This is a genomic window from Acidovorax sp. FG42 (assembly GCF_057809195.1).
On the sequence record NZ_JBMDJM010000001.1, the window covers coordinates 12,583 to 38,550 of the forward strand.

24 protein-coding genes and 1 riboswitch are annotated in these 25,968 nt (G+C 65.9%); of the genes, 9 read left to right on the forward strand and 15 right to left on the reverse strand.

Going from position 1 to position 25,968, the window contains the following annotated elements:
- Positions 1–29: 29 nt before the first annotated feature.
- The 8 genes from ACODSM_RS00065 to ACODSM_RS00100 all read right to left on the reverse strand — a co-directional run bounded on the left by ACODSM_RS00065 (position 30) and on the right by ACODSM_RS00100 (position 8,780).
- A complete protein-coding gene (locus tag ACODSM_RS00065) occupies positions 30–773 on the reverse strand; it encodes an ABC transporter ATP-binding protein (protein WP_116750242.1) in 744 nt (247 codons plus the stop codon).
- Positions 774–775: 2 nt separating this feature from the next.
- The gene (locus ACODSM_RS00070) at positions 776–1,561 is read right to left on the reverse strand and encodes an ABC transporter ATP-binding protein (protein ID WP_056643242.1); all 786 of its coding nucleotides are present in this window, start codon (positions 1,559–1,561) and stop codon (positions 776–778) included.
- Complete coding sequence (locus ACODSM_RS00075) at positions 1,558–3,465, reverse strand: ABC transporter permease (RefSeq protein ID WP_488803913.1); 1,908 nt, start codon at positions 3,463–3,465, stop codon at positions 1,558–1,560. Before ACODSM_RS00075 ends, ACODSM_RS00070 begins: the two co-directional genes overlap by 4 nt.
- A gap of 167 nt (positions 3,466–3,632) precedes the next feature.
- Entirely contained in the window at positions 3,633–4,844 is a 1,212-nt protein-coding gene (locus ACODSM_RS00080; protein ID WP_488803914.1) for an ABC transporter substrate-binding protein, read from the reverse strand.
- An 80-nt stretch (positions 4,845–4,924) separates the two neighbouring features.
- Complete coding sequence (locus ACODSM_RS00085; protein ID WP_110960507.1) at positions 4,925–5,509, reverse strand: amino acid synthesis family protein; 585 nt, start codon at positions 5,507–5,509, stop codon at positions 4,925–4,927.
- 55 nt (positions 5,510–5,564) lie between these two features.
- On the reverse strand, positions 5,565–6,206 hold the full coding sequence (locus ACODSM_RS00090) for an amino acid synthesis family protein (protein ID WP_488803915.1): 642 nt from the start codon (positions 6,204–6,206) through the stop codon (positions 5,565–5,567).
- Positions 6,207–6,227: 21 nt separating this feature from the next.
- Entirely contained in the window at positions 6,228–7,148 is a 921-nt protein-coding gene (locus ACODSM_RS00095) for a UPF0280 family protein (RefSeq protein ID WP_488803916.1), read from the reverse strand.
- A gap of 12 nt (positions 7,149–7,160) precedes the next feature.
- Complete coding sequence (locus tag ACODSM_RS00100; protein ID WP_488803917.1) at positions 7,161–8,780, reverse strand: 6-hydroxynicotinate reductase; 1,620 nt, start codon at positions 8,778–8,780, stop codon at positions 7,161–7,163.
- 175 nt (positions 8,781–8,955) lie between these two features.
- Here ACODSM_RS00100 and fdxA point away from each other — a divergent pair, with 175 nt between their 5' ends.
- The 4 genes from fdxA to ACODSM_RS00120 all read left to right on the forward strand — a co-directional run bounded on the left by fdxA (position 8,956) and on the right by ACODSM_RS00120 (position 12,229).
- A complete protein-coding gene (gene fdxA / locus ACODSM_RS00105; RefSeq protein WP_488803918.1) occupies positions 8,956–9,285 on the forward strand; it encodes a ferredoxin FdxA in 330 nt (109 codons plus the stop codon).
- 76 nt (positions 9,286–9,361) lie between these two features.
- Positions 9,362–10,138: a ferredoxin--NADP reductase gene (locus ACODSM_RS00110; protein ID WP_015012048.1), complete on the forward strand. Its 777-nt coding sequence runs from the start codon at positions 9,362–9,364 to the stop codon at positions 10,136–10,138.
- Positions 10,139–10,188: 50 nt separating this feature from the next.
- Positions 10,189–10,911, forward strand: coding sequence for a TetR/AcrR family transcriptional regulator (locus tag ACODSM_RS00115; RefSeq protein WP_309827493.1), 723 nt, complete (start codon positions 10,189–10,191; stop codon positions 10,909–10,911).
- Positions 10,912–11,041: 130 nt separating this feature from the next.
- Positions 11,042–12,229, forward strand: a complete 1,188-nt coding sequence (locus tag ACODSM_RS00120) for an amidohydrolase family protein (RefSeq protein ID WP_488803919.1) — start codon at positions 11,042–11,044, stop codon at positions 12,227–12,229.
- A gap of 84 nt (positions 12,230–12,313) precedes the next feature.
- On the opposite strand, the gene ACODSM_RS00125 is transcribed toward ACODSM_RS00120, so the two are convergent.
- Together ACODSM_RS00125 and ACODSM_RS00130 are read right to left on the reverse strand one after the other, a co-directional pair.
- Positions 12,314–13,111, reverse strand: coding sequence for an outer membrane lipoprotein (locus ACODSM_RS00125; protein WP_488803920.1), 798 nt, complete (start codon positions 13,109–13,111; stop codon positions 12,314–12,316).
- 318 nt (positions 13,112–13,429) lie between these two features.
- Entirely contained in the window at positions 13,430–14,434 is a 1,005-nt protein-coding gene (locus ACODSM_RS00130; RefSeq protein WP_488803921.1) for a YihY/virulence factor BrkB family protein, read from the reverse strand.
- A 300-nt stretch (positions 14,435–14,734) separates the two neighbouring features.
- On the opposite strand from ACODSM_RS00130, the gene ACODSM_RS00135 reads away from it, so the two are divergent.
- From ACODSM_RS00135 to ACODSM_RS00150, 4 genes are all read left to right on the forward strand, one after another.
- Positions 14,735–15,508, forward strand: coding sequence for an SDR family oxidoreductase (locus ACODSM_RS00135; RefSeq protein WP_056057149.1), 774 nt, complete (start codon positions 14,735–14,737; stop codon positions 15,506–15,508).
- Positions 15,509–15,680: 172 nt separating this feature from the next.
- A complete protein-coding gene (locus tag ACODSM_RS00140) occupies positions 15,681–17,372 on the forward strand; it encodes a long-chain fatty acid--CoA ligase (RefSeq protein ID WP_488803922.1) in 1,692 nt (563 codons plus the stop codon).
- A gap of 107 nt (positions 17,373–17,479) precedes the next feature.
- Entirely contained in the window at positions 17,480–18,649 is a 1,170-nt protein-coding gene (locus ACODSM_RS00145; protein ID WP_343734202.1) for a serine hydrolase domain-containing protein, read from the forward strand.
- A gap of 321 nt (positions 18,650–18,970) precedes the next feature.
- On the forward strand, positions 18,971–19,513 hold the full coding sequence (locus ACODSM_RS00150) for a shikimate kinase (RefSeq protein ID WP_422848353.1): 543 nt from the start codon (positions 18,971–18,973) through the stop codon (positions 19,511–19,513).
- 68 nt (positions 19,514–19,581) lie between these two features.
- Here the strand turns inward: ACODSM_RS00150 and ACODSM_RS00155 are convergent, their stop codons facing one another.
- Complete coding sequence (locus ACODSM_RS00155) at positions 19,582–19,959, reverse strand: hypothetical protein (protein ID WP_488803923.1); 378 nt, start codon at positions 19,957–19,959, stop codon at positions 19,582–19,584.
- 164 nt (positions 19,960–20,123) lie between these two features.
- Positions 20,124–21,053: a LysR family transcriptional regulator gene (locus ACODSM_RS00160; RefSeq protein ID WP_476016441.1), complete on the reverse strand. Its 930-nt coding sequence runs from the start codon at positions 21,051–21,053 to the stop codon at positions 20,124–20,126.
- Between the two features lie 158 nt (positions 21,054–21,211).
- Between ACODSM_RS00160 and ACODSM_RS00165 the strand changes: the two genes are divergently transcribed.
- Positions 21,212–21,613: a RidA family protein gene (locus tag ACODSM_RS00165; RefSeq protein ID WP_488803924.1), complete on the forward strand. Its 402-nt coding sequence runs from the start codon at positions 21,212–21,214 to the stop codon at positions 21,611–21,613.
- Between the two features lie 72 nt (positions 21,614–21,685).
- Here the strand turns inward: ACODSM_RS00165 and metH are convergent, their stop codons facing one another.
- The 3 genes from metH to ACODSM_RS00180 form a co-directional block, all read right to left on the reverse strand.
- On the reverse strand, positions 21,686–24,436 hold the full coding sequence (gene metH / locus ACODSM_RS00170; protein WP_488803925.1) for a methionine synthase: 2,751 nt from the start codon (positions 24,434–24,436) through the stop codon (positions 21,686–21,688).
- A gap of 20 nt (positions 24,437–24,456) precedes the next feature.
- A riboswitch (S-adenosyl-L-homocysteine riboswitch) is annotated at positions 24,457–24,558 on the reverse strand.
- A 42-nt stretch (positions 24,559–24,600) separates the two neighbouring features.
- Positions 24,601–25,299, reverse strand: a complete 699-nt coding sequence (locus ACODSM_RS00175; RefSeq protein ID WP_488804233.1) for a hypothetical protein — start codon at positions 25,297–25,299, stop codon at positions 24,601–24,603.
- Positions 25,300–25,450: 151 nt separating this feature from the next.
- Positions 25,451–25,906 carry a PACE efflux transporter gene (locus tag ACODSM_RS00180; protein WP_015012034.1) on the reverse strand — a complete coding sequence of 152 codons (456 nt, stop codon included), beginning with the start codon at positions 25,904–25,906 and terminating at the stop codon, positions 25,451–25,453.
- Positions 25,907–25,968 lie beyond the last annotated feature (62 nt).

A 25,968-nucleotide genomic window follows, 5' to 3' on the forward strand; every position in this document is an offset into this window, starting at 1 on the left:
CACACCACACGCGCGCGTTGACAGCGGGTTCAGACGCTGAGGTAGGCGCGGCGCACCTCTTCGTTGGCGGCCAGCTCTTCCATGCTGGCCTGGTAGCGGATCTGGCCCTTTTCGAGCACATAGGCGCGGTCGGACACCAGTTCGGCAAAGTGCATGTTCTGCTCGGACAGCAGAATGCTGACGCCCTGCTCCTTCAGCTCCAGAATCATGTGCGCCATCTGCTCCACGATGACAGGGGCCACGCCTTCGGAGGGCTCGTCCAGCAGCACCAGATACGGATTGCCCATGAGCGTGCGGGCCACCGTGAGCATCTGCTGCTCACCGCCACTCATGCGGCCGCCGGGGCGCTGTGGCATCTCGCCCAGGTTGGGGAAGAGCTTGAACAGGCGCTCGGGCGTCCACACCGGGGCAGCCGTGCCGTCGGGCCAAGTGCGGGCGGGCTGGCGGCCCACTTCCAGGTTCTCCATCACCGTGAGGTCGGTGAACACGCGGCGGTCTTCGGGCACAAAGCCCAAGCCCAGGCGCGCGGCGTCGTGCGGGTCGGTTTTGGAGATGTCGCGGCCCATGAACTGGATGCTGCCCTTGCGCTTGGCCAGCATGCCCATCAACGTCTTGAGCGTGGTGGACTTGCCCGCGCCATTTCGGCCCATCAGCGCCACGACTTCGCCACGGCGCACGTCCAAGTCCACGTCGTAAAGGATTTGCGCGGCACCGTACCAGGCCTGCAGGCCCTTGGCCTGGAGCAGCAGTTCTTTGGGGTTGTGGGTCGTCATGGTCATGCGGCCTCTACAGCAGCGGCTGCCGCTTTCTTCTCGAAGGTCTTACCAGTGCCGAAGTAGACCTCCTGCACCTTGGGATGGTCGCGCAGCTCCAGCGGCTTACCCTCGGCAATCAGGCGCCCGCGCGCCAGCACGATCATGCGGTCGGCATAGGCAAACACCACGTCCATGCTGTGTTCGGTAAAGAGCACGGCCATGTGGCGGTCGATCACCAGCTGCTTGGTCAGCGCCATGAGTTCGTTGCGCTCCTTGGGCGCCATGCCGGCGGTGGGCTCGTCCATGAGCAGCAGCTTGGGCGAGTTGGCCATGGCAATCGCCAGCTCCACACGCTTCACATCGCCATAGGCCAGCACGCTGCAGGGGCGGTCGGCCTGCGACTTCATGCCCACTTGGTCGAGCAGCGCCAGGGCTTCGTCGCGTTTGTGGTCGGCAGCCCTGCGCCACATCGAGAACAGCAGACCGTCGTTGGAGATCAGCGCCATCTGCACGTTCTCCACCACCGTCAGCGACGCAAAGGTTTCAGCGATCTGAAAGGTGCGGCCCACGCCCATGCGCCAGATGTCGCGCGGCTTGCGGCCCACCAGCTCCTGGCCATTGAGCTGGATGGAGCCTGCATCGGCAGGCAGCTGGCCGTTGACCATGTTGAAGGTGGTGGACTTGCCCGCGCCGTTGGGGCCGATGAGCGCCAGCAGCTCACCCGCAGCGAGTTCGAAGTGGATGCCATCCACCGCCTTCACGCCGCCGAACGATTTACCCAAACCGGAGACTTTGAGGAGGCTCATGCCGTGCCCTCCTTGATGTTCTTGGCGTTGCGCATGTTGTCAAAAATCTGCTTGATGGTGCCCGCGATGCCCTGCGGAAACAGCAGCACCAGGATGAGGATGATGGCGCCCAGCATGGCGCGCCAGTAGTCGGTGTTGCGCGCCACGGTGTCGTGCAGCCAGGTGAAGGTGACCGCGCCCACCACGGGGCCCGCCAGCGTCTGGATGCCGCCCAGCAGCACCATCACCAGCCCGTCCACCGATTTGCCCACGGACAGCGACTCTGGCGAAATACTGCCCTTGGAGAACGCATACAGCGCCCCTGCCAGCCCTGCCGCCGTCCCCGCCACCACAAACGCTGCCCACTGCATGCGCTTGACGTCAATGCCAATGGCATCGGCCCGCAGCACAGAGTCGCGCCCCGCGCGCAGCGCATAGCCAAACGGCGAGAACAGCACGCGGCGCAGCCACCACACCCCTGCCCCCACCAACGCCAGCGTGAGCCAGTAATACATGCGCTTGTCTGCCAGCCAGGCCGCAGGCCACACGCCTGTGAGGCCGTTGCTGCCCCCCGTGAAACTGTCCCACTGGTAGGTAATGGCCCAGGTGATCTGGGCGAAGGCCAGCGTCAGCATGGCCAGGTACACCCCCGACAGCCGCACTGCAAACCAGCCGTAGACAAACGCCCCGGCGGCGGCCACCAGCGGCGCCACCACCAATGCGAGCTCCATGGGCAGCCCGAGCGAGCGCACCAACAGGGCCGCGCCATAGGCGCCCAGCCCGAAGTAGGCGGCATGGCCGAAGGAGTGCATGCCCGCTGGCCCCATGATGAAGTGAAGGCTGGCCGCAAACAGCGCTGCGATCAGCAGGTCGATCAGCAGCACCGTGGTGTACGGCGACTGCGCCGTGAGCACCGGTGCTGCTGCCAGCAGCAGGCCCAGCACGGCAGCCGCCACCAAGTAGGCCTTACCTGGCCGACGCAGCGGCTCCTCCTGCATGCCCACGTAGCGGCTGGGTGCCTGCGGCCGGCCGAACAGGCCCCACGGGCGCCAGACCAGCACCACCGCCATCACCAGAAAATCCACCACCAGCGTCAGCTTGGAAAACGAAACACTCAGGCCGAACACATCGACCACACCCAGCCAGATGCAGATGGCCTTGATCTCGGAGATCAGCAGGGCTGCGGCGTACGCGCCCGGGATGGAACCCATGCCGCCCACCACCACCACCACGAAGGCGGCACCGATGGTGTGCAGGTCCATCTCCAGCGTGGCGGGCTCGCGCGGCAGCTGCAGTGCGCCACCCAGCCCAGCCAGCATCGCGCCCAGCGCGAACACGGCCGTGAACAACCAGGCCTGGTTGACGCCCAGGGCGCTCACCATCTCGCGGTCTTGTGTAGCGGCGCGCACCAGCGTGCCAAACCGGGTGCGCGTGAGCAGCAGCCAGACGGCGCCCAGCACCAGCGGACCGACCACGATGAGGAACAGGTCGTAGCTGGGGAACTGCCGCCCCAGCAGGCTCACGGACCCCGACAGGCCCGGCGCGCGCGGGCCCAGCAGTTCGTCAGGGCCCCAAAGCCACAGCACCGCGTCCTTGATGACCAGCACCAGGGCAAACGTGGCCAGCAGCTGGAACAGCTCGGGCGCCTTGTAGATGCGGCGCAGCAGCACCACTTCGATCAGCGCCCCGAGCACGCCGACGATCAGCGCGGCGAGTGGCAAAGCCACCCAGAAGCCCAGGGCACCGCTCAGGCGCTCGACCAGCGAATACGCGACGTAGATGCCCACCATGAAGAACGAGCCATGGGCAAAGTTCACGATGCGCGTCACGCCAAAGATCAGCGACAGACCCGCCGCCACGAGGAACAGCGACGACGCGCTCGCCAACCCGTTGATGAGCTGGACGATGAAACCCGAAAAACTCATGTTCGAAAAACCCTCAAGTCATCACCACCCGTGTTGCGCATCACTCGCAGCACATGAAAGAAGCCAGGCGCGCCCCCGCCAGCGCCACCAGAATTCCGGCTGTGCCGGACGGCCGGTAGCGTCTGCCGGGACCGAGGCGCGGCGGGCGCCTCAGACCTCAGAGGGAATCAATCAGCGCTTCGCGACTTCTTCACGTCGGCAGCGGACGGCTGGTACTTGGCGTCGGCGCCGTCCATGTACACATAGTCCACCATCACGCCCTTGCCCCCTTCGTTCTTGGTGCGGCCGACAAACGCGCCCATGGTGGCCTGGTGGTCTTCAGGACGGTAGGTGATCTTGCCGAACGGGGTGTCTACCTGCAGACCCTTGAAGGCTGCGACCAGCTTGTCGGTGTCGGTGCTCTTGGCTTTGGTAATTCCGGCCGCAGCCGACTTGATCATGCTGTAGCCCACCACCGAGCCCAGGCGCGGGTAGTCCTTGAACTTGGCCTGGTAGGCCTGCTCGAACGCCTTGTGTGCGGGGGTGTTGATGCCATACCAGGGATAGCCGGTCACCAGCCAGCCGTTGGGGGCCTCGTCTTTCAGGGGGTCCATGTATTCGGGCTCGCCCGTCAACACGCTGACCACCTCGATGCCCTTGAAGAGGCCGCGCGTGTTGCCTTCGCGCACGAACTTCGACAAGTCTGCGCCAAACAGCACGTTGAAGACCGCGTCGGGCTTGGCATCCGACAGCGCTTGCACGACGCTGCCGGCGTCCACCCGGCCCAGCGGCGTGGCTTGTTCGGCCACAAACTCCACGTCGGGCTGGGCTGCCTTGAGCAGTTGTTTGAAGGCCGCCACGGCAGACTGCCCGTATTCGTAGTTGGGGTAGACCACAGCCCAGCGCTTTTTCTTCATCTTGGCGGCCTCAGGCACCAGCATGGCGGCCTGCATGTAGGTGCCAGGGCGCAGGCGGAAGGTGTATTGGTTGCCTCCTTGCCAGGTCATCTTGTCGGTCAGCGGCTCGCCCGCCAGGAAGAAAAACTTCTTCTGCTTGGCGAAGTCGGCCACCGCCAAGCCGGTGTTCGACAGGAAGGTGCCCGCCAGCACATCGACCTTCTCGCGCGACACCAGCTCTTCGGCCACGCGAACGGCGTCGCCGGGGTTGGCGTTGTCGTCGCGCGTGATCAGTTCGATCTTCTTGCCATTGACGCCGCCCGCAGCGTTGATCTCATCGACCGCCAGCTCCATGCCTTTCTTGTAGGGCTCCAGGAAAGCAGGCTGCGCCTTGTAGCTGTTGACCTCGCCAATCTTGATCACGCCCTGGGCAAACACAGGGGCCAGGGTGAGGGCCAATGCAGCCGCAGCCGTGGCACGCATGAGGTTTCGTCGCATCGTCATGGGGAGACTCCTGAAGGATGGTTGGAGAGAGATCGAACGGGGGTAAGACAGGACAGGTGTGTGTTGTGCGCGCGCCGGGCTCAGCGCAGGCCGTCAACACCCTTGATTTCAGAGGCCGTGAGGCCGCCGACACGTGGTAACGGCCGCCCGCTGTCCGTCACGACAACGGCCACCACGATTTCATTGGCCCGTGGGGCATCGGCCACACGGGCTTCCATGGCGTCGAAATGGCTGCGCACATAGGCTGCGTCCTTGTGGCCCAGGGGAACGTCGATGGCCGTGCCCAGGCCTCCCATCTTCTTGCTGGATGGGACCAGAGCGGCGCCCTTCTCGACCGCCACACGCAGGGGGGCGCCCAGCTTGGGGTGCAGGATAGCGGCGGCGTGCTCCAGCTCGCCCGCCTCGCCCACGATGGCGGCCTTGCCGTAGCTCTGGGCCTGGCCGGGTTCAATGCCCAGGGCCTGCACGCAGCGAGCGCCCAGAAGGCCGCCCAGCTCCTCACCGATGGCGATGAGTTCGTCCAGGTTTTCCACATAACGTCCGGCAAAGGGGTTCTCGATCACGGCCATGGCCAGCGCCTTGCGCACCGGGGGTTGAACGTCACGCCCCATTTCCACACGGACTTCGTCGGTCTGGACGATGATCTTTCGAATCTTGGCTGGCATTTTTTGGCTCCTTGGGATCTTGTCTTGTTCGAGGGTGTGCGGGCTGGCGTGCGGCTCAGCGCAGGCCGTTCCACTGGCTGATGTCTGCCGCCTTGAGCCCACCGACGCGAGCGTGGATGCGCGGGCCCGTGGTCATGGCGAGTATGAACACGATCTCATCGGCAGAGGGCGCGCCCGGAACACGCACTTCGATCGCGTCGAAATGGCTGCGCACATAACTGGCGTTGATATGGGTCAGGGGCACATCCAGCGCCGCGCCGGGGCCGCCCACTTTCTTGGTGGAGGGCACGATGGACAACGCGTTGGCGGGCTGCCCCGTCTTCTCCTCGGACTGGCCTTTGGCGTAGGCGTTGCGGTCACCTTTCCAGCCCAGCAGCTCACGCATGGCGTAGCCACCGGGCACATGCCACAGCGCGCCGTGTTCCAGCTCACCCGCCGCGCCCACAATGGCACCCTTGCCATAGGTCTCGATGCGCTCGGCCGGCACCGCCATGGCCTTCAGGAGGCGCTGGGCCATGTCCAGCCCCACATCCTGCAGCGCGTCCATCATGGGGAGGATGTCGGGCTCGTACCGACCCGCAAACGGGTTGGTCAGCACCGCGCCGATGGCACCACGCAGCAGCGGCACATCGGCCACCGGCCCGAATTCGTGCTGGATTTCCTCAAGATGGGTGAAAACGCGTCGTATCTGGATCATTTTGGAGACCTGTGCAATTCGTTAAGCAAATACTGAACCAACTTCCGATTCCGCCACCGCATTCCGGGGCCACACCGCGTTCGCCAGCGTCTGGGGTGCCGAGGTCGCCACAAACTGCCCCTGACAGGCCAGCAGTGCAAACCACAGCAGGCCGCTGGACTGCAATTCTTGCGCTTTTTGCAGCCCCTGGTGCAAGGCCCGGCGCACCGACTCTTCAGGCAAAGCAGGAACATCCACCGTGACGGGAATGGCCCCCAGGTCACTGTCGTCCCGCATCTGGTATGCCGGCCTGCGGACAATCCGCGCATCGGCCACATTCACCGCGTTGGCCACGATGGTCGCCGCTGCATCCGCCTGCGCCGCCGTGCGCGCCAGCACCGTCACGCTGTCGGCAATGCCGAGCGACTGGCTGCGCCCCCGCCAGCCGCTGGTGGCCACACCGCGCACCGGCATGGCGCTGTCGATGCGGATCTGTCCATCCAGTACCAGGCCGTTGCGCAACTGTGCAGCATTTAGTGCAGCAATGTCAGCGTACACCCCCACCGTGACCGACTGGCCCAGCGCCAGGTGCAGCGCAATGTCGCCGCCGTTGTTGACCCAGGCGCGGTCTATGCCCGGCTGCTCGTAGCAAGCCAGAATCTCCTGCGCCACCGCGCCCGCCACCGCCGCCATCGATGTGATGAAACCTGCGCGATAAGGGTTGCAGGCGGCCCACATGCGGCGCGCCACCACGCCCTGCAACGCGCAGTGCGCACCCACCGGCGCCCGCAGGCCGGGGAGTTCATTCACCAGCTCCTGGAGCAGCCCTTCAAAGCGCTGCCACGCGCGCTCATGCGCCAGGGCCACGGCGTCTCGCGCCCCTTCGGCCTGGAGGATAAGGTCCATCGGGCCATGCTGGAAATGCCAGCGGCCATCGGACAGGGGATTGCGGCAAGCGTTCACGGCGCGATCCACTTAACCCAGCAGAGGTGGGCGACCCAGCGGCCACGGGTTGGCCGCGGGCAAGGTTTGCCACACGCGCGTCTGCGGAGCACCGTCGTTGTGCCACGCGCCGCGCTCCAGCACTTCGCGCAGGCTACGGATCTGCTCGCTGTGGCCGCCCAGCGCTTCGTAGTCTGCACGGCGCATGCTGAACTCGATGGGCGCCACGATGGCGGGCGTGGGCACGGTGCCAAAGCTGTTGTCGGGCATGCGCAGCACGTCGGCCATCACGGTGATACCGCCGCCCGGCCACACATAGGCGGGGGCACCGCCACAGGTCACATTGACCAGCGCGTTCTTGATGGAACGCGTGAGCAGCACCGGGTTCTCTGTCACCCCTGCGCGCAGGCTGCCGCCTGCACCGCCGAGGAACAGCACGGAGGCCAGCGAGGGCTCGCAGTTTTCGCCGATGCGGTCCACGATGCGACGCACTTCGGCGGGCATCTCGGCCTCCACCGGATGGAGTTGCGCGTCCAGCACGTACCAGGACGCATGCTCCCCGGTGGTGGAGGTCATCAACAGGCGCAGCCCCGGCCAGGCGACAGATTCGTCCCAGCCCTCGATGATGGACAGCGGGTCGGCAATGTCGGTACCGCCCCAGCCGGTGCCCGGGTTGGCCACCTGAAAGTAGCGGCCCGGCGTGGACTTGCGCCCGCGCATCTGGATGCCCGAGGGCTTCATGTCCAGGCAGCGGCCCGCCTGGTGCTCGGTGAGCACGCCGGTGATGTGGTCGTCCACCACCACCACCTCGTCTGCATGGCCAAAGAACTGGCGCGCAAAGATGCCGATGGCCGCAGAACCGCAGCCCACGCGCATGCGCTGCTCGGCCACACCGTTGACGATGGGCGCGCGGCCGGCCTGGATCACGAGCTGCGAGCCACCGTCGATGGTGAACTCCACCGCCTGCTTGTTGCCCAGCGCCTGCATCATCTCGGCGGTGATGCGGCCTTCCTTCTTGGTGCCACCCGTGAGGTGGTGCACGCCACCCAGCGACAGCATCTGCGAGCCGTATTCGGCCGTGGTCACATGGCCCACCACCTCGCCCTTGCAGCGCACGTTGGCCTGTTCGGAGCCGAGGAAGCGGTCGGTGTCGATCTTCACCTTGAAGCTGCAGTAGCTGAAGATGCCCTCGGTCACCACGGTGACCATGTCCACGCCATCGGTTTTGGAGCCCACGATGAAGGGCGCGGGCTTGTAGTCCGGGTAGGTGGTAGACGAGCCCACGCCTGTCACAAACACCTCTTCCGACAGCAGCAGGTCGCCGTTCCATGCGGGTTCAGGAGCCACCTCCGTCCCTGCACCTTCTGCAGCCTCAGCGCGGCCCGCAAAGGGCACCAGCGTGGCCTCGCCTGCCTCCAGCGTCTTGCGCAGCAACACCACCGGGTCCAGCCGCACCAGCACGCCCGCCTGGTTGGCGTAGCGGTCGCAAGCGCCTGCGCGGCCTTCGGAAATCTGGCACAGCACCGGACACGCATTGCACTCGACCTTGGCAGCGTTCATGCGCTCGTTGCGCGGCCGGGCGCGCTCCAGCACCTGCGGCAACTCTGGCGCATCCATACCCGGCAGCCCATCGGTCTTGGTGTGTTCAGTCATCGTGGCGACCCATTCATTGCATTGTTGCAAGTGCTTGTACGCGCATTGCATTTTGTGTAGCATTCACTTAACTTAAATGTTGTGAACACTACATTTCGTGTCAATGTAGCGGAATCAACCAGACTCTGCAATGGTGTTTTCGCACCCCCAAAAACGGTGCACGAGGAGCCCCAAAATGACGCACGTTGTGACGGACGCATGCATTCGGTGCAAGTACACCGACTGCGTCGATATGTGCCCGGTCGATTGCTTCAAGGAGGGGCCGGAATATCTGGTCATTGACCCAGACGAGTGCATCGACTGCGCGGTGTGCATTCCAGAGTGCCCGGCCAATGCCATCTATGCCGAAGACGATCTGCCCGAAGGCATGGAAATCTTTCTGCAGTTCAACAAAAAGCTGGCGCCCACGCTACCCACAATCACCAAAAGAAAAGCGGCTTTGCGAGATGCGGAACAATGGAGGGTTGTGAGCCACAAGCTTTCAGGCCTGAACATTGCGCTGTAGAGCGCATGGGGCCCCGAATCTGAGCCAGCTTCAGCCAAATTCCTTATTTGCTTCCAACTTTTCCATCTAACGCACCATGAGCGCCTTTCTTGACGAACGCGTCCTGACGGTCCACCACTGGACGGACCGCCTTTTCTCCTTCACCACCACGCGCGACACCGCGCTGCGCTTCTCCAACGGCCATTTCACGATGATTGGCCTGCGCGGTGAGAACGGCAAGCCCCTGCTGCGCGCCTACAGCATCGTGAGCCCCAACTACGAAGAGCACCTGGAGTTCCTGTCCATCAAGGTGCCCGATGGCCCGTTGACCTCGCGCCTGCAGCACATCAAGGTGGGTGACACCATCGTGGTCGGCAAAAAACCCACGGGCACGCTGCTGATCGACTACCTGCTGCCTGCCAAGCGCCTGTACATGCTCTCCACCGGCACGGGTGTGGCACCGTTCCTGAGCCTGATCCGCGACCCCGAGACCTACGAGAAGTTCGAGGAAGTCATCCTGGTGCACGGCGTGCGCGAGGTGAAGGAGCTGGCCTACCACGACTACATCACCGAAGAACTGCCCAAGCACGAGTTCTTGGGCGAGATGGTCAGCAAGCAGCTCAAGTACTACCCCACCGTGACGCGCGAGGCCTTCAAGCACCAGGGCCGCGTCACCACGATCATTGAGAACGGCCAGCTGGCGCGCGACCTGGGCCTGCCCGCGCTCAACCCCGCCGAAGACCGCGTGATGATCTGCGGCAGCCCCGAGATGCTGCGCGACCTCAAGCACATGATGGAAGAGCGCGGCTTCAATGAAGGCAACACCACGAAGCCGGGCGACTTCGTGATCGAACGCGCGTTCGCAGAGCAGTGATCCCCGGCGGGCCCCACTCCCGGGGCCCGCGTCATCCACCAGGACCCGCCATGTCTGCCACCCCCACCAAGACCCGGACCGCGTCCCCCCGCGCAGCCTCTGCCCGCAAGACGGGCGTGCGCGAGCAGGCCGCACAGACCACGCGCGACAACATCCTGAAGGCGGCGACCAAGGTGTTCGCCCGCTACGGCTACGAAGGAGGCAGCGTGGAGAAGATCTCTAAGGCGGCCAAGTCCTTCGACCGGATGATCTACTACTACTTCGGCAGCAAGGAAGGCCTGTTCATCGAGGTGCTGGAGGAAACCTACCGGCGCATGAACGATGCGGAATCAAAATTGGACCTGGACACCGCCAAACCGGTCGAGGCACTTCAGGCCGTGATCCGCTTTGTGGTGGGCTACTACCGCAAGAACCCCGAGTTCATCACGTTGCTCAACACCGAGAACCTGCACAAGGGCAAGCACATTTCCAAGTCGATGCGCGCCCGTGAATACTCGTCGCCCGCCATCGAGGTGATCCGCCGCGTGCTCGAAAGCGGCCAGGCGCAGGGCCTGTTCCGCAAGGACGTATCGGCGCGCGATGTGTACCTGCTGATCGCCGCCACGGGCTACTTCTACATGTCCAACCGGCACACGCTGTCGGCCTTCCTGGGCGAAGACCTGGAAACGCCTGACGCGCTGGCGCACTGGGAGTCGTTCGTCATCGACACCGTGCTGCGCACCGTGGCGCCAGGCCCCCACCTGCCCAAGGGCAAGGCGGCAGCAGCGGCCTGAATCGACAAGATCAATAAGAACGTGTTTACGATCTTTGCAGGGCCCCGAAAAGATCGTCAACACGTTCTAAGAGATTTTTCCCTGCGGAGTGCCGCGTGGCACCCCGCCCACCACCCCACGAGGAGAATCCATGGCAGAAGCAGCAGCAGGCGGCAAATCGGGCAAGGTCGTCATCCATAACATCGGTCTTTTGTTATCGGGCGACCTGGACCGCCCCATCCTCGACGCCGACACCATCGTGGTGAACGACGGCCTCATCGTGGCCGTGGGCCGCTACAAGGACTGCGATACCGACCACGCCAACACCGTGATCGACGCACGCCAGACCTGTGTGGCGCCGGGCCTCATCGACAGCCACGTGCATCCAGTGTTTGGCGACTGGACGCCGCGCCAGAACCAGATCGGCTGGATCGACTCGACCATGAACGGCGGCGTCACCACCATGGTGTCGGCCGGCGAAGTGCACCTGCCCGGCCGCCCCAAGGACATCGTGGGCCTGAAGGCCCTGGCCATCACCGCGCAGCGCGCATTCGACAACTTCCGCCCGGGCGGGGTGAAGGTGATTGCAGGCGCCCCGGTCATCGAGAAGGGCATGACCGAGCAGGATTTCAAGGACATGGCCGATGCGGGCGTGACCCTGCTGGGCGAAGTGGGCCTGGGCTCCGTCAAGGCGGGCTACGAGGCCCAGCAAATGGTGGCGTGGGCGCGCAAGCACGGCATCCAGAGCACCATCCACACGGGCGGCCCGTCCATCCCGGGCTCGGGCCTGATCGATAAGGACGTGGTGCTGGAGGCCGATGCCGACGTGATCGGCCACATCAACGGCGGCCACACCTCGCTGCCCTGGAAGCATGTGTGCGAGCTGTGCGAGAAGTCGTCCCGCGCGATCGAGCTGGTGCACAACGGCAACGAGAAGATCGCCATCCAGGCCGCGCGCGCGGCCATCGAACTCAAGTGCCCGCACCGCGTGATTTTGGGCACCGACGGCCCGGCCGGCTCGGGCGTGCAGCCGCTGGGCATGCTGCGCATGATTGCGCTGATCTCGAGCTTTGCCGACATCCCGGCAGAGCTGGTGTTCTGCTTTGCCACCGGCAACACGGCGCGCATCCGCAACCTCAACTGCGGCCTGATCGAAGTGGGCCGCGCGGCCGACTTTGTGTTCATGGACCGTGCCCAGCACACCGCAGGGGCCACGCTGCTGGAGAGCGTGCAGCTGGGCGACATCCCGGGCATTGGCATGGTGATGATCGATGGCCTGGTGCGCTGTGGACGCAGCCGCAACACGCCGCCTGCGACCGAGATCCCGGTGGTGCTGTAACCCGCCAACCAGCCACCAGCAACCAACAGCGACAAAAACAAAAGCCCGCATTGGCGGGCTTTTGTTTGGAGGGAAGCAACGGGCTCAGTAGGTGTCCGACACCCGCACCGCACCTGGCTGGGGCTGTGGCTGCGCATAGGGGTCTGCCGCCCGGGCCGAGCCGCCCTGGTCCACGCGGAAGCCCTTGCCCTGCAGCACCACGGGCGTGCCCACTGCCGTGGGTTCTGCGCGCTGGAAGTGGCGCAGCGAGCCGTCTTCCATGCGCACCGCCACCTGGTACACCGTGTGGGTGCGGGTGCGCTCTTCGACCTTGTGGCCCACGTAACCACCGCCCACTGCGCCCAGCACGGTGGCGGCGGTGCGGCCGCTGCCCTTGCCGATCTGGTTGCCCACCACGGCACCCAGCACGCCACCAGCCACAGCGCCTACGCCCGTGGCGGGCGCGGCTTGCTGAACGGCCTGGACCGATTCAACGCGGCCACAGCTGCGGCACACGGGCGCCGCCGCACGCACGGGCTGGGCCACACCCCCGGGGGCCATGCCGCCCGCCATGTCGCCGGATCGGCCTGTGCTGCCGCCCGGTTGCGGACGGTAGTTTGCTCCGCTATTCATAGCATTCTGGGTAGGTGCGACCGGCGCTTGGGCGCGTTTTTCTTCAATGATCTCGGCCTCAGGCGTGCGAGGGGCCGCTGCCAGGGTGGCGGGGGCTGCCGCATCGGCTGCCGCCGGTGCCCGGTTTTGCATCACCAGGGTGGCGCCCAGGGCCAGCACGCTCAAGCCCAATACACCAATGGCTGCCCACATCCATTTCAGGGCCGGGCCGGCGGTGGCCGCAGCAGGGATCGACGCAGGCGGGGTGGGAGAAGAAACCGTCAGGTTCATGGTCATTTCCTTGTTCGTATCGGAGAAATCCGCAGGGGGCGGGTGTGCAGAGAAAACGCTGTGCGCCCGCTACGGGATGGAGCCGTGATGTTTCAACGGACCAGATGAGCGAAAGGTACACAGCGCCGGACGCTGCGGTGTGGCCGGTTTGTAAGCGGCAGTAAGCAGCGGTAAACCCCTTTTGACCGCATTTGTGCCAAAGGGCTTGGCGCAGAACCCCTGCTGCCCCAGCCTGACAGCGCACCGGGCGCCGTCGCGACAGTGGCCTCGACGAGGCCCGTGCCAACCCATCTGTGTAGTGGGCGCTGTTGCCAACATTTACAGCTCCTGCACCCGTGCCCGGGCAGATGCCGCCCAGCGCGCCAAGGCCGCTGGCCGGCGGGGGCCGGAACGCAAGGCATCCTCCAGCGCCTGCGCACAACTCGCGGAAAGCAGCAGGATGGCCGACGAAAAATAGATCCACATCAGCAACACCACCAGCGAGCCCGCCGCCCCGTAGGCCGACACCACAGCGGCGGTGGACAGGTACCAGGCCAGCAGCTGCTTGCCCACCGTGAACAGCGAGGCCCCCACCACGGCGCCCATCACCAGATAGCGCAGCGACGGCTTGGGGCCCGCGCCGATGCGCATGAGCCCCACAAACAGCGCCACGGCCAGCCCGAAGGCAATGGCTTCGTTGACAAGCTGCAGCAGCGGCGCCAGGGGCGCCAAAACAGGCAGGTGGCCCGCGGCCAAATGCTGCCCGGCCCAGCCCGCCAGCAGGTGGATCAGGGTGGACAGTGCCAGCGACACCAGCAGCAAGAACCCCAGCGCGAGCACATAGGCCAGCCCCCGCAACCGCAGCGACGCCATGCGCCACCACGCGGCGCGCTGGGGCGGCGTGTCATCGTCGCGGCGCCAAAGCCGCTCCAGCGCGGACTGCAGCTCCACAAACACCCCGGTGGCGCCCGAGACCAGCACCACAAATCCGATGACCGATGCCAGCCGCCCCTCTGACGGCGCCTGCGCGCTGGCCAGGGCCTGGCGCACCACGTCGGCCACCTGCTGGCCCATTACCGATTGCACCTGCGCGACCAGGCTGCTCTCCAGGTAGCCGCGGTCCACCCACCAGCCCAGCACGCCCACCAGCAACAGCAGCAGGGGCGCCAGGCTCAGCATGCCGTAGAACGACATGGCCGCACTCATGCGCAGCCCGTCGGCGTCCAGCCACATCTGCGCCGCACGCCAGAACGGCTGCACCAGGCGCCACAGCGGCTGCAGGGGCTGGGCCATGCGGGCAAGCCAGGGGGTGGTTGTCGCCAGGGGCGGGGAAGACTCGTTCATCCCTGCGAGCCTAGGGCCAGGGCGCGCATCCGTCCATCCGCCGTGGCCGCAAGTGCGGGTAGGCGCCATCCCACACGCGGCGGGGAAGGCGGCAGCGCGCAGAGTTTCAAAGGTGACAGCGGCGGTTTTACACCGGGCGGGCGCGGGGCTAGCATGAAGCGCTGACCGACCGGCTTGCACGGCGGCCACCGCCGCCTTCCCTGCACCCCTTCGCCCCACCCGGCGCGCCACGAGCCACCGGGACCCAGGATCGGGCATTCATTCACCTTCACCCTCTCTCTGCACGAAAGCGTTTTCTCCATGAGCGTCAAGCAACTCTTCGATCTCACCGGCCAGGTCGCCCTGGTCACTGGCGGCTCGCGCGGCCTGGGCCTGCAGATGGCCGAAGCCCTGGGCGAAATGGGCGCCAAACTCGCCATCACCGCGCGCAAGGCCGATGAGCTGGCCGAGGCCAAAAAGCACCTGGAAGGCATGGGCTACGAGGTGCTGACCGTGGTGAACGACCTGCAAAAGACCGAGGACATCCCCGGCCTGGTGGACCAGGTGGTCGAACGCTTTGGCACCATCGACATCCTCGTCAACAACGCGGGCGCCACCTGGGGCGCCAAGGCCGAGGACTACCCCGACGCCGCCTGGCACAAGGTGATGGACCTGAACGTGAGCGCGCCATTCTTCCTGTCGCGCGAAGTGGGCAAGCGCTGCATGATCCCGCGCGGCAAGGGCTCGATCATCGTCACGGCCTCGGTGGCCGCGCTCAAGGGCACGCCCCCTGGCATGAACACCATTGCCTACAACACCTCCAAAGCCGCCGCGCTGCACTTTGCGCGCACGCTGGCGTCCGAATGGGGGCACTACGGCGTTCGCGTCAATGCGATCTGCCCCGGCTTCTTCCCCAGCAAGATGGCCAGTGGCCTGATTGAAAAGCTGGGCCCTGCGATGATTGAGCGCACGCCCCTGCGCCGCATTGGCGGCGAAGAGGACCTCAAGGGCGCGGTGGTGTTTCTGGCGTCCAACGCCTCGCGACACATCACGGGTGAGTCCATCGTGGTGGATGGTGGCGCCAGCTTGATTTGAAGCCCCCCTGAGGCGCTGCGCGCCTTCCCCCCCGCTCTCGCTGCGCTGCGCTTGCGGGCAGGGGTACGACGCCCTCGCTGCGGGGCGGCCCTTGCTTGGCGTCCCTCGCCTGGGCCGCGCCAGTTGCATAGCGCAATGCCCGAATCGACCACTGAGAAGAGAGGCCCATCCCATGTCCGACCGCCACCTCGCCCACTGGCCGCCCGGCCTGTCGCGCCACCTCACGCTGCCGCAGACGCACCTGTTCCACAACGCCGAGGTGTCGGCCGCGCGCTACCCAGACAAGCCGTTTCTAGTGTTCTACGACACGCTGGTGACCTTCCGCCAGTTCCAGCAGCAGGCGGAGCACATCGCGGGCTTCTTGCAGCAGGTGTGTGGCGTGAAGGCGGGCGACCGGGTGCTGCTGTACATGCAGAACAGCCCGCAGTGGATTCTGGCGTTCTACGGCATCCTGCGCGCCAACGCGGTGGTGGTGCCGGTGAACCCCATGAACCGCACCGACGAGCTGCGCCACTACGTGCACGACAGCGGCGCGACCGTGGCCTTTGTGCCGCAGGACCTGCATGCGCAGGCCCAGCCTTTGGTGGATGCTGCTGGCGGCGAAGGCAAGCTGAAGCACCTGATCGTGGCCACCTACAGCGACTACCTGCAGGTGCCCACCGACCTGCCCGTGCCCGCTTTCGTCAGCGCTCCGCGCCAGGCGATTGATGCCCCTGGCGTCACGCTGTGGAGCGACATGCTGGCGCAGCAGCGCACCCCGGGCACCATCACCACCGGGCCCGACGACCTGTGCGTGATGCCTTACACCTCGGGCACCACGGGCCACCCCAAGGGCTGCATGCACACGCACCGCAGCGCCATGAGCACGCTGGTGGGCGGCGTGCAGTGGTTTGCGCGCACGCAGGATTCGACCTACCTCGCGGTGCTGCCGCTGTTCCACGTCACCGGCCTGTCGGGCAGCATGAACGGGCCGCTGTTTGTGGGCGCCACCGTGGTCGTGCTGCCGCGCTGGGACCGTGACGCCGCCGCCCAGCTCATCCAGCGCTACCGGGTCACCATCTGGCAGGCCATCTCGACCATGGTGGTGGACTTTCTGGCCAACCCGCGCATCGCCGACTACGACATCAGCAGCATCCAGGCCATACGCGGCGGCGGCGCGGCCATGCCCAAGGCCGTGGCGCAGCAGCTGAAGGACCTAACCGGGCTCGACTACGTGGAGGGCTACGGCATGTCCGAGACCATGGCCGCCACCCACATCAACCCACCCCACCGCCCCAAGCCGCAGTGCCTGGGCATCCCGGTGTTCGACGTGGATGCGCGCGTGGTGGACCCGGCCACGTTCGCCGAACTGCCCCCGGGCGAGATTGGCGAGATCGTGGTGCACGGCCCGCAGGTCATGCAAGGCTACTGGAACAACCCGCAGGCCACCACCGACAGTTTTGTGATGCTGGACGGCAAGCGCTTTCTGCGCACGGGCGACCTGGCGCAGGTGGACGAGGACGGCTACTTCTTCATGGTGGACCGGCTCAAGCGCATGATCAATGCGTCGGGCTTCAAGGTCTGGCCTGCCGAGGTCGAGGCCATGATGTACGCCCACCCCGCCATCCAGGAGGTGTGCGTGATCGCCGCGCACGACGAGCGCCGGGGCGAGACGGTGAAGGCCCTGGTCGTGCTGCGCGACGCCTTCAAGGGCCAGGTGAGCGAGCAGTCCATCATCGACTGGAGCCACGAACACATGGCCGCCTACAAAAGCCCGCGCATCGTGCAGCTGGTGGACAGCCTGCCCAAATCCGGCACGGGCAAGGTGCAGTGGCGCGAGCTGCAGGAGCAGGAGCGCAGCCGCGCCGCCAATGCGACGCCCTGAAGCCACCATGGAAGGCCTGCGTCATACGCTCTGTTTTTGATAGCTACTAGCGCAATGTGCACTAGCGCAACCAGCCAAAATCACCTCAAAACCCACTTCCCACTGCCATGAACCCCACTGCCCTCGCCCGCCTGCGCTCCGTGCTGCAAACCCATGTGGACCAGGGCCTGCTGCCCGGTGCCGTGGCCCTCATCCACCACCAGGGCCACACGGTGCTGCACACGGCGGTGGGCCACCAGCGCCCGCCCAGCGCCGAATCGGCGGTGCCCGCCATGGCGCCGGACACGTTGTTCCGCATTTATTCCATGACCAAGCCCATCGCCTCGCTGGTGGCGATGATGCTCATGGAAGAAGGCCGCCTGCTGCTGTCGCACCCCGTGGCGCACTACCTGCCCGCGTTTGCCGGCCAGCGCGTGTACGACGAAGCCACCGGCACCACCGCCCCCGTGCAGCGCGAGGCCACGGTGCACGACCTGCTGCGCCACACCGCCGGCCTCAGCTACGCGTGGGAGGCGGGCACCGTGCCCGACGCCTACCGCGCCGCCCGCGTCGGCTCGCGCCGCCACAGCAATGCGGACCTGGTCGCGGCACTGGGCCCGTTGCCCCTGGTCCACCAGCCCGGCACCCGCTGGGAATACAGCCGCGCCACCGACGTGCTGGGCGCCGTGCTGGAGGTGATCGAGGGCGAAAGCCTGGGCGCCATCCTGCAGCGCCGCGTGTTCGGCCCGCTGGGCATGCACGACACGGGCTTCTCGGTGCCCGCCGCGCAGCAGCACCGCCTGGCCGAAGCCTTTGAACGCGACCCGCAGACCGGCATCGGCATGCCTCTGATCGACGTGACCGCGCCGCCCGTGTTCGAGTCGGCCGGTGGCGGGCTGGTGTCTACCGCCAGCGACTACGCACGCTTTCTGCAGCTCATGCTGGGCAGGGGCACTGCCCCCGGGCAGGACGGCCCCAGCGGCCTTGGCGCCCCCGTGCACCTGCTGGGCCGCGCCACGGTGGACTTCATGACCGCCGACCACCTGGGCAACCTGCCCGTGGCGGGCGACATCCTGCCCACCGGCTATGGCTTTGGGCTGGGCGTGGCCGTGCGCACCGCCACGGGCCAGGCCACCCGCCCCGGATCGGCCGGGCACTACAGCTGGAGCGGCTTGGGCGGCACCTTCTTCTTTGTGGACCCGGCAGAAGACCTGTTTGCCATCCTGCTCACGCAGGCGCCCGGCCAGCTGCGGTATCTGTGCGAGCTTTATCCGGCGCTGGTGTATGCCGCACTGTGATTCGGACACCCCCCTGAGCGCGCGCCACGGGGCAGCCGCCAGAGGCGGCAGCTCTTCAGGCCGTCCAAGCCTGCGCAGGCAGGCTTGGAGCCGCGGCCCTCAGCCCCCCGCTCTCGCGCTGCGCGCGGGCAGGGGGACGACGCCCTCGCTGCGGGGCGGCCCTTGCTCGGCATCCACTGGTCTGGGTCGCGCCAGTTGCTAAGGCCGTGCCTGAGATGCGGTGCGCGGGGGCAGGCTTACACTCAACGCCCAGTCAAGGCACGCGACACAGCCCCACCCGCAGTGCGCAAGCCCGTCCCCCCAGACCTCTTTCTTGAACCTATGCAGATTCGCTGCGCACTGGTCGGCATGCCCGGCTCGGGCAAATCCACCGTCGGCCGGCAACTGGCCCACCGGGCGGGCGTGCCCTTCATTGACCTGGACCACCGGCTGGAACAGACCCTGGGCACCACCATCCGCAGCTTCTTCGAGGCCGAAGGCGAAGCCCGCTTTCGCGACATCGAATCCCAGGTGCTGGCCGACGTGGCCCGCCAGCCCGGCGGCATGGTCCTGTCCACCGGCGGCGGCGCCGTGCTGCGCCCCGAGAACCGCGAGGTGCTGCGCCAGTTCGGCAACGTGCTGTACCTGCGCGCCTCGCCCGAAGAAATCTTCAAGCGCGTCAAACACGACAAGACCCGCCCCCTGCTGCAAGGCGGCAACCCCATGGACAAGCTGCGCGACCTCTACGCCCAGCGCGACCACCTGTACCGCGAGACCGCCCACTACGTGATCGAGACGGGACGGCCCTCGGTGCATACGCTGGTCAACATGGTGATGATGCAGCTGGAGATGGCGGAGAGTGCGGGTGGGTCGGGGTCGCACTGAGGCGATAACGCCTTGGTCCCACCCTGATCACAGGGCACCGTGCTGAACTGCAAGTCGTCTGGCTTTTCTCAGCAGATGTTGCCCCCGATGCTTTTCCCGTCTTTCAGATCAAAGCCGAAATAGCAGCTGTAGTCGGAAGGGGAATAGCGGATGCACTGAAGTCGGTCCCGGGCTCGTACCCGCGTTTTCGGGTCGGACCCGCACTCAGTCTTCTCATCGGGCCCCATGCGGTCAAACAAGTCGCGGACCGCTTTACCCTGCACATGGAATGACACTTTGGCGTCGTGGGCTGTGGGCGCCGTTGGGTCACCCAAACCTCCAGAATAGATTGCCATTTGCGCATTGACTGGCTTGAATTCAAATGCCCAGTTTGCTGCCATGGCGCATGCCCCCATCCACATCAGCGCTCCCATGAGCACGATTGATTTTCCCGTCCCTTTTTCCATCCCAGCCTTCCCACTCTCTTGTGAATAACGGAGCATAGCCCTCGGCAGAACGCGACATTGATGGACACGCGCTATCAATGCGGTGCGCATGGCGTGTGCAAGCGCCTGCCGGGCAGGCAGTCTCTTCCGGCATTCCATGAACGGTTTCTGTGGTCGAAGGTTTCCTATAGCGTCGTCGAAGTACGCTGAAGCGGCGCATGCAGCGCCATCAACCCCGCCACCCATTCAATGAACACCCGCACCTTGGCGCTCACATGCCGTTGGGGTGGGTAGGCCACGTACAGCGGCATGGGCGCAAGCGTCCAGTCTTGCAGCAGGGGCACCAGCTCGCCGGTGGCCACGTGGGGGCGGGCCATGTAGTCGGGCAGCCAGAGCACGCCCAGGCCCGCCAAGCCTGCGGCCAGGTAGGCGTTGCCGTCGTCCACGGCGCAAACATCGTGGCCCTGGGCGCGCACGTGTTCGGTGCCACGGCGCATCTCGAACGGCAGGGGCTGGCCGGTGCGCGCCCACAAAAAGCCTACGGTGCGGTGGTGCGGGCCTTCCAGCGCCTGCGGATGCGCGGGCGTGCCCGCACGCTGCAGGTAGCTGGGGGCGGCGTACACGCGCAATTGCAGGTCGCCCACATGGCGTGCGACCAGCGCGGGGTTGGTGAGGGCGCCGCCGCGCACCACGCAGTCCACGTTGTCGCCCACCATGTCCACGGGGCGGTCGCTCACCCCCATGTGCAGGAGGATGTCGGGGTACTGCGCGTGGAACGCGGGCAGCGCGGGGATCAGTATCAAGCGGGCCAGCGGGCTGGGCACATCCACCCGCAGGCGGCCCCGGGGCGCGGCGGCGGCGGTGGATACGCTGGCGTCGGCATCGTCCAGATCGGCCAGCAGGCGCACCACGCGCTCGTAGTACGCAGCGCCGTCGGGCGTGACCTGCACGCGCCGGGTGGTGCGGTGCAGGAGCTTCACACGCAGGCGTGCTTCGAGCTGCTGCACCAGCTGGGTGACGGTGGTGCGGCTCAGGTGCAGGGTGAGGGCGGCCTTGGTGAAGCTGCCGGATTCCACAACGCGGGCGAAGGCCTGCAGGGCGTCAAAACGGTCCATGGCGTAGAGGTAGTTGGGGCGTGCCGAAAGGGCGACATGTCCGCCATTGTTTGGCGATCAGGAACAGTGGTGCACAGATTAGCGTGTTTATCAGAACAACGCGCGCTTCTACAGTGCCTGCATCGCAACCCTCTGCCCTGCAGAACGAAAGGATTTCTATGCCCCAACGTGATGTTGTCTTCCCCGCAGGCCGCCAGGCGCTGTACGAGCGCAACCGCTATTCGCCCGCCGTGCGTGCCAACGGTTTCCTGTTTGTCTCCGGCCAGGTGGGCAGCCGCGAAGATGGCTCGCCCGAGCCCGACCTGGCCGCGCAGGTGCGCCTGGCGTTCAGCAACCTCAATGCCGTGCTGCAGGCAGCGGGCTGCACGTTTGATGATGTGGTGGATGTGACGATGTTCGTGGTCAACCCCGAGGCGAACTTCGAGACCGTCTGGGGCGTCGTGCCCGAATTCTGGGGCGAGGCGCCCTACCCCACGCTGACGGGCATCGGGGTGACCTGGCTGTACGGCTTTCAGTTCGAGATCAAGGTGATTGCGAAGCTGCCGGAGAGCGCGGTTTGATGGCCGATTTTTGAATCAAATAGGCCGCTAGCGCTTGTTGGTCAAGCGCTAGCAGCTATTTCATTCATAGCATCACAGATTCGGCGCCAGCAGCCGCTCCAGCACCTTCTCATCCATGCCCCGGCGCTGGGCCATGTCGTGCAGCTGGTCTTCGCCGATCTTGCCGACGTTGAAGTAAACCGCGTCGGGGTGGCCGATGTAGAAGCCGCTCACGCTGGCCGCAGGGGTCATGGCCAGGCTCTCGGTCAGGCCCATGCCGATTTCTTCGGCGTTCAGCACGCGGAACAGGTCGGTCTTGGCGCTGTGGTCCGGGCAGGCGGGGTAGCCGGGCGCGGGGCGGATGCCGCGGTACTTCTCGGCAATCATCTCGTCGTTGCTCAACTGCTCGCCCGCCGCATAGCCCCACAGGTCGGTGCGCACGCGGTGGTGCAAGCATTCGGCAAAGGCTTCGGCCAGGCGGTCGGCCAGGCTCTTGAACATGATGGCGGAGTAATCGTCCAGCGCGTCGATGAAAGCCTTTTCCTTCTTCTCCACACCCAGCCCGGCGGTGACGGCGAACAGACCCGCGTAGTCGGCAATGCCACTCTCCTTGGGGGCCACAAAGTCGGCCAGGCAGCGGCTGGGGCGGGTCACGCCGTCGATGGTGTGCTTCTCGGCCTGTTGGCGCAGGCCATACCAGGTCATGGCCACCTCGGTGCGGGTGTCGTCGGTGTAGAACTCGATGTCGTCGCCCACGCTGTTGGCGGGCAGCAGCGCCATCACGCCGCTGGCCGTGAGCCACCGGCCTTCGATGATCTTTTTCAGCATGGCCTGGCCGTCTGCAAACACGCGCGTGGCTTCCACGCCCACGATCTCGTCCGTAAGGATCGCGGGGTACGGGCCGGCCAGGTCCCAGGTCTGGAAGAACGGACCCCAGTCGATGTACTTGGCCAGCTCGGCCAGGTCGAAGTTCTTGAACACGCGGCGGCCCAGCGCGCGGGGCACGGCAGGCTGGTAGGCCGACCAGTCGATCGGCGTCTTGTTGGCGCGGATCTTGGCCAGGGGCCACAGGGGCGTGGCCTTTTTGTTGGCGTGCTGGGTGCGCACTTTTTCGTAGTCGGCGTTCAGCTCATCCACATAGCTCTGCACACCGTCGCCCAGCAGGCTTTGCGCCACGCTCACGCTGCGGGAGGCGTCGGGCACGTAGACCACGGGGCCTTCGTAGTGCGGCGCGATCTTGACGGCGGTGTGCACGCGGCTGGTGGTGGCGCCGCCAATCAGCAGCGGGATTTTCTTGACGCGGAAGTGGTCGTCCTTCTGCATCTCGCCGGCCACGTACTGCATCTCTTCGAGGCTGGGGGTGATGAGGCCCGACAGGCCCACGATGTCCGCGCCCTCGACCTTGGCCTTGGCCAGGATCTCGTGGCAGGGCACCATCACGCCCATGTTCACCACCTCGAAGTTGTTGCATTGCAAGACGACGGTGACGATGTTCTTGCCGATGTCGTGCACGTCGCCCTTGACGGTGGCAATGACGATCTTGCCCTTGCTGCGCACGTCGCGGCCGGCCAGTTCGTCCTGGCGCTTTTCTTCCTCGATGTAAGGAATCAGGTGGGCTACGGCCTGCTTCATCACGCGAGCGCTCTTGACCACCTGCGGCAGGAACATCTTGCCTGCGCCAAACAGGTCGCCCACCACGTTCATGCCGTCCATGAGCGGGCCTTCGATCACATGCAGCGGACGGCCGCCCTTGGCCAGGATCTCGCGGTAGGCCTCTTCGGTGTCTTCGGTGATGAAGTCGGTGATGCCGTGCACCAGCGCGTGCGACAGGCGCTCGCCCACGGTCTTGGGGTGCTCGGGCGTGCCGCGCCATTCGAGCTTCTTGCTCTCGTCCTTGGCGCCGCTCTTGGCCGTCTCGGCGATCTCCACCAGGCGCTCGCCCGCGTCCGGGCGGCGGTTGAGCACCACGTCCTCCACGCGCTCGCGCAGCGTGGGCTCCAGGTCGTCGTACACGCCCACCATGCCCGCGTTGACGATGCCCATGTCCATGCCGGCCTTGATGGCGTGGTACAGGAACACGGTATGGATGGCCTCGCGCACGGGGTCGTTGCCACGGAAGCTGAACGACACGTTGGACACACCGCCCGACACCTTGGCGCCCGGCAGGTTCTGCTTGATCCAGCGCGTGGCTTCGATGAAATCGACCGCGTAGTTGTTGTGCTCTTCGATGCCCGTGGCCACGGCAAAGATGTTGGGGTCGAAGATGATGTCTTCGGGCGGGAAGCCCACCTCATCCACCAGCACGCGGTAAGCGCGTTCGCAGATCTCGATCTTGCGGGCATAAGTGTCGGCCTGGCCCACCTCGTCAAACGCCATCACCACGGCGGCAGCGCCGTAGCGCTTCACGAGGCGCGCCTCGTGCTTGAACTTCTCCACGCCCTCTTTCATGCTGATGGAGTTGACGATGCCCTTGCCCTGAATGCAGCGCAGCCCGGCCTCGATCACCTCCCACTTGGAGCTGTCCACCATGATGGGCACACGCGCGATGTCGGGCTCGGACGCGATGAGCTGCAGAAACCGCACCATGGCGGCCTTGCTGTCGAGCATGGCCTCGTCCATGTTGATGTCGATGACCTGCGCGCCGTTCTCCACCTGCTGGCGCGCCACGGCCAGGGCTTCTTCGTACTGGCCATTCAGGATCATGCGCGCGAACGCCTTGGAGCCGGTGACGTTGGTGCGCTCGCCGATGTTGACGAACAGCGTGCCCTCGCCAATGGAGACGGGCTCCAGGCCAGACAGCTTCATGGGGGGCAGGGACGGGGCAGACGCGGACATAGGACTCACCTGTGCAGGGGCAGCAGAAAAACAGGTGAGCGTCGTTGCGGTGGGGCTTGAATAGCTTGTGGAGTGCCCAAGCCTGACGGCTTCACCATGGCGGTGGGGCCGCTGCAACGCTCCTTGGGCAAGGGACGGATTTTACCGGGTGATACGAGCAGGCGTTCGCCGCATCAGCGCACGGGCAGGAACTGCAAGAAGGTGCCGCCCACAATGCCCTGCACATAGCTGATGGCCGCGCGGCGGTACTTTTCGGTGGTGAAGGCGGCCAGCAGATCCAGCCGCGCGATGATCTTGCCGAACTCGCGCTCAAAGCTCAGGTTGCGGCCCTGGGCGCCGATCTCGTCGGCCAGCAACAGCGGCTGGCCCTGGGCGTTGCGGCGCTGCGCCAGCAGCCACACGGCGGTCTCGACGTTGCGCGCGGCGTTGTAGAGGTGCTGGGCATCCATGCCGTCGAGCAAGAAGAACTCCGTCTTGCCGCCGTGGGCGGTGATGATCATGTCGGCCGTGGCATGGATGAAGGCCGCCACACGATCGCCCCCGAACTCGGGCGCCAGCGCCAGCGCCATGGCGGCGATGTCGCGGCGGCCCTGCAGCGGGCCCCAGGGCTGGCGCTGCAACACGGCGGCGCGCAGCTGCTCCAGCGCCTGCTCGCGGCTGGTGGCAGTGCCCTTGCGCCATTCGGCGGGGTTGCGGCGGTAGAGCTTGTCGGCCAGGCGCAGCAGGCCTTCCAGGTTCTCTTGCATGGCCAGGGTGGCCATGCGGTTGGCGTCGGACTGGGCCAGCTCGGCGGCATGGGTGGGCGAGCCCTTCACCTCGCCGCGCGGCGTGGGGGCGTTGCTGGCACAGCCTGCCAATACGCAGCAGGACATCGCCACACCGGCCCACCGGCCCGGCAATCCCCGCAGCTGCAACAACAAAAACGGCCCTCTCATGGGGCCGATTATGGGTGGCGGCTGAGCGCCCCTGCCCGCCGGTGAAGGGCGGTTGACATTGTTTGAAGAAGCGGGTCTTGGACCCTTGCTACGACGCCGCCATGGCCGATGCGGGCAGGCCGAACAGGTGGTCAAACACCCAGTTGAAGACAAAGGTGTAGCCAAGGAAGAACACGATGAGCCCCAGGTCCATCACAAACGCGTGCCACAGGCTCACACCGAACCACCAGGCAAACAGCGGCACCAGCGTGAACACCAGGCCGCCCTCGAACCCGATGGCGTGTGCCACACGCCGCGCCACGCTGCGCCCGCGCACGGGCTGGCGCGCCTCCCAGCGCTCGAACGCCCAGTTGAAGACGATGTTCCAGACGATGGCGATCGCCGAAGCTGCCACCGCCACCACGCTCGAATGCCCCGCGCCCTGGCCCGTGAGCAGCGCCAGGCCCACCGTGGCGGCGCCGATGGCGATCAGTTCGTACAGGGTCACGTAGATCACGCGGCGCTTGACGCCTTGCAGGCCAAAAAGAGTGGGTGTCTTGTCCATGGCCGGTACTTTATATTCGCCACACTGACACATAAAGTCAGCTTGTTTCAGTTTTATTGATA

Excerpts from the sequence above, each read along its gene's own strand:
- ACODSM_RS00140 (WP_488803922.1), top strand. The coding sequence starts at position 15,681 with ATGTCCGACCGCCACCTCGCCCACTGGCCGCCCGGCCTGTCGCGCCAC.
- ACODSM_RS00155 (WP_488803923.1), bottom strand. The coding sequence starts at position 19,959 with ATGGAAAAAGGGACGGGAAAATCAATCGTGCTCATGGGAGCGCTGATG.
- ACODSM_RS00080 (WP_488803914.1), bottom strand. The coding sequence starts at position 4,844 with ATGACGATGCGACGAAACCTCATGCGTGCCACGGCTGCGGCTGCATTG.
- ACODSM_RS00130 (WP_488803921.1), bottom strand. The coding sequence starts at position 14,434 with ATGAACGAGTCTTCCCCGCCCCTGGCGACAACCACCCCCTGGCTTGCC.
- ACODSM_RS00100 (WP_488803917.1), bottom strand. The coding sequence starts at position 8,780 with ATGACTGAACACACCAAGACCGATGGGCTGCCGGGTATGGATGCGCCA.
- ACODSM_RS00090 (WP_488803915.1), bottom strand. The coding sequence starts at position 6,206 with ATGATCCAGATACGACGCGTTTTCACCCATCTTGAGGAAATCCAGCAC.
- ACODSM_RS00145 (WP_343734202.1), top strand. The coding sequence starts at position 17,480 with ATGAACCCCACTGCCCTCGCCCGCCTGCGCTCCGTGCTGCAAACCCAT.
- ACODSM_RS00150 (WP_422848353.1), top strand. The coding sequence starts at position 18,971 with ATGCAGATTCGCTGCGCACTGGTCGGCATGCCCGGCTCGGGCAAATCC.
- ACODSM_RS00070 (WP_056643242.1), bottom strand. The coding sequence starts at position 1,561 with ATGAGCCTCCTCAAAGTCTCCGGTTTGGGTAAATCGTTCGGCGGCGTG.
- ACODSM_RS00110 (WP_015012048.1), top strand. The coding sequence starts at position 9,362 with ATGAGCGCCTTTCTTGACGAACGCGTCCTGACGGTCCACCACTGGACG.
- ACODSM_RS00075 (WP_488803913.1), bottom strand. The coding sequence starts at position 3,465 with ATGAGTTTTTCGGGTTTCATCGTCCAGCTCATCAACGGGTTGGCGAGC.
- ACODSM_RS00165 (WP_488803924.1), top strand. The coding sequence starts at position 21,212 with ATGCCCCAACGTGATGTTGTCTTCCCCGCAGGCCGCCAGGCGCTGTAC.
- ACODSM_RS00125 (WP_488803920.1), bottom strand. The coding sequence starts at position 13,111 with ATGAACCTGACGGTTTCTTCTCCCACCCCGCCTGCGTCGATCCCTGCT.
- ACODSM_RS00115 (WP_309827493.1), top strand. The coding sequence starts at position 10,189 with ATGTCTGCCACCCCCACCAAGACCCGGACCGCGTCCCCCCGCGCAGCC.
- ACODSM_RS00085 (WP_110960507.1), bottom strand. The coding sequence starts at position 5,509 with ATGCCAGCCAAGATTCGAAAGATCATCGTCCAGACCGACGAAGTCCGT.
- ACODSM_RS00120 (WP_488803919.1), top strand. The coding sequence starts at position 11,042 with ATGGCAGAAGCAGCAGCAGGCGGCAAATCGGGCAAGGTCGTCATCCAT.
- ACODSM_RS00160 (WP_476016441.1), bottom strand. The coding sequence starts at position 21,053 with ATGGACCGTTTTGACGCCCTGCAGGCCTTCGCCCGCGTTGTGGAATCC.
- ACODSM_RS00065 (WP_116750242.1), bottom strand. The coding sequence starts at position 773 with ATGACGACCCACAACCCCAAAGAACTGCTGCTCCAGGCCAAGGGCCTG.
- ACODSM_RS00180 (WP_015012034.1), bottom strand. The coding sequence starts at position 25,906 with ATGGACAAGACACCCACTCTTTTTGGCCTGCAAGGCGTCAAGCGCCGC.
- fdxA (WP_488803918.1), top strand. The coding sequence starts at position 8,956 with ATGACGCACGTTGTGACGGACGCATGCATTCGGTGCAAGTACACCGAC.
- ACODSM_RS00135 (WP_056057149.1), top strand. The coding sequence starts at position 14,735 with ATGAGCGTCAAGCAACTCTTCGATCTCACCGGCCAGGTCGCCCTGGTC.
- ACODSM_RS00175 (WP_488804233.1), bottom strand. The coding sequence starts at position 25,299 with ATGTCCTGCTGCGTATTGGCAGGCTGTGCCAGCAACGCCCCCACGCCG.